General features: G+C 44.7%; 2 protein-coding genes and 1 pseudogene. All 3 read right to left on the minus strand.

What is annotated here, in order from left to right:
* A pseudogene (locus QUB35_RS38810) lies at positions 1–337 on the minus strand (hypothetical protein); the annotation flags it as partial.
* Positions 338–369: 32 nt separating this feature from the next.
* Entirely contained in the window at positions 370–1662 is a 1293-nt protein-coding gene (gene iscB / locus QUB35_RS38815) for an RNA-guided endonuclease IscB (protein ID WP_333148374.1), read from the minus strand.
* 225 nt (positions 1663–1887) lie between these two features.
* Positions 1888–2058 (minus strand): hypothetical protein, encoded by a 171-nt coding sequence (locus QUB35_RS38820; protein WP_333049938.1) that lies wholly within the window; start codon positions 2056–2058, stop codon positions 1888–1890.
* Positions 2059–2287: the final 229 nt, after the last annotated feature.

A 2287-nucleotide genomic window follows, 5' to 3' on the forward strand; every position in this document is an offset into this window, starting at 1 on the left:
GATTAGCTAATTGGATATATTGCTGTATCAATTCTTCGGTGATTTGTTGGTCTAGCCACTGCACCAATTCTGCGGTTGCGAGGCGCGCTTGGGGATTGGTGTTGCCGAACATCTCGAACATTCCCAAACGCTGCATTTGCTCTAAGGTCATACTTTCCACCGCTTTCACGGCTTCTTCAAACTCTTGGGCGGTCAACTGGGACGGCTCATGAGGATGCTGCTGTAACAGGAAATAATCGATTTCTTTGTACGCGCCGACATACATTTTATGGCGAACAGTGTCGCATAAAATTGCGTGTTCGGGCAATTCATAAAATTCTCCAAAACGGAAACCCATCGCCTTGAGGCATGGGAGGAGTTTTTGCGACTTTAGTCGCAGTGAGTCTTCGAGAAAGAATAGCTATAGCCATCCTTTCGGTGAACAATTTGGCAGTATTTGTAACCAATTCCCTGAACCAATTCAGATGCAGAAATATTAAACGAGCCACTTGTTCTAACAGCAACACGACCAACATAAGTGCCGATTTTCTTTCCACTGGTTACAACCGCCTTCACAATGTCGCCAGTTTGAAAACCTTTGACAAACTTGTTGCGAGGAGTGTACCGGGATGGAAAGCCAAATTTATCAGTTCGGCACATTTGGCGCGTACCGTGTCCAGTTGCTTTAATTAACAAAGGTTGATTTGTCAAAACCTCCAAAGACTCAATATGCCCAACACAAGCCGCATCAATCCAGTGAGATTTAGCTAATCCCAGTCGAGTGCGATTAAACTTGGTTAATCCACCAGAGCCAGTCGATACAGGCAAACCCATCTCTTTGAGCCGATTCAGTAAAGCCCAACGGGTTGAATTAACTACTGCCGCATCCTTAAGAGGACGTTTCGCTTGGGCAAGTATCCGCTTGAGAACATCTGGCTTTTTAACCAGGAACCTCTCAATATCTTGAGTACCTTTCTTGATATTGCACTTCTCACAAGCAAGGCAAAGATTAGAGATGCGGTTAGTACCACCTTTAGCTTTGGGATGGATATGCTCCACTTGCAACGGCACGTTTTCGATACCACAATAAGCACATTTTCTATCCCATTTGTCAAGCAAATACTGCCGCACTTCATAACCAAGCAAAGTGCCTTGTTGATACTCAACAGCAGAGATTTCTGGGTTTTCTAATTGTTGCAAATCAAACCGTACCAACTCTTGAACAATTGAACCAACTGGTGCAAATCTAATTAGTTTTGCCACCCAAGTCATTATTGTTTCAACTCGATGCTGCAAAGATGGCGCTAGCCATCCCTTCGGTTTACTCCGGTTTAGAAACCTTGCTGGACGATAACGAGTATGTCTGTTTCTACGACCGCGCCGTAGAGAGCGACGAGATTCAAGACTAGCTTTAATTGCTTGACCCCGATGGGCTAATTCTGCGCCAAACAGCACCCTAGAGCCTTGCAATAAAGCGATTCCGCTTGTTTTGGAGCCTGGGTCTAACTTAAGAGTTAGTTGCTCTGGTGTGACCTCATTCTTTGAAACCTTGAGCATAATGGTAAATGGGTATCTGCGGAAAACCGCAGCTTTACCAGAGGTTAACAACCGTCTTGCTACCGAGGGGTGGCAAGGAGTTAAAGGTTGTTTGTTAATGTCGATAACGAATACGAAATTTGACATTTCTGCCACTCCATTTCTGGGTAAATTTAGCTTCGCCAATGTTTAGTGAGCTTTTTAGACTTGCAGCACTGCGTCAGTGACCTTAACGCTTTTTAACTGCAAATGACAGAGCGGAAAACTAGCTTCGCATTCTCCGGTGTCTTGACTCACAAAACGTAGTCTGAGGACTAAGGCTGGTCAGTACGGCTTGCAATTTCTTACAAGCCCATCCCCTTCAGGGGTGGGTTACTGACCACAGATTAGGTCTATCGCGGGATCTGGAAATTGATTCGGGACATATTCTATGAACGCAGGTTCACCTGCAATGCCCACTCGGTTTTGCAAATCTGCCAGTTCCAACTTTTCTTCTACTTCCAGCCGGTGGATTCCTGTTGAATTAATCAAAGCGTAGAGCATAGCTTACTCCCTATTTTTTACACCCTAGCGGTAGCCCTTTAATTTAAATTATTTGTATATTTAAAATTACTCTTGATATTAAGTTGATTTAGTATGACCTCTGCTTACCACCTAACCCGCCCAACTCTGGTGGTTAGTGCTATCACGCCCGCGATCGGCAAATCATGCGGGTATTGCTAACAGTGATGGCGTAATTACCAAGTGGGGTACGTTCGAGAAGTGCTACTCC

The organism is Microcoleus sp. B13-B6 (genome assembly GCF_036705405.1).
Classification (GTDB): Bacteria; Cyanobacteriota; Cyanobacteriia; order Cyanobacteriales; family Microcoleaceae; genus Microcoleus.

Coding starts and splice junctions, on each gene's coding strand:
- QUB35_RS38820 (WP_333049938.1), bottom strand. CDS start 2,058: ATGCTCTACGCTTTGATTAATTCAACAGGAATCCACCGGCTGGAAGTA.
- iscB (WP_333148374.1), bottom strand. CDS start 1,662: ATGTCAAATTTCGTATTCGTTATCGACATTAACAAACAACCTTTAACT.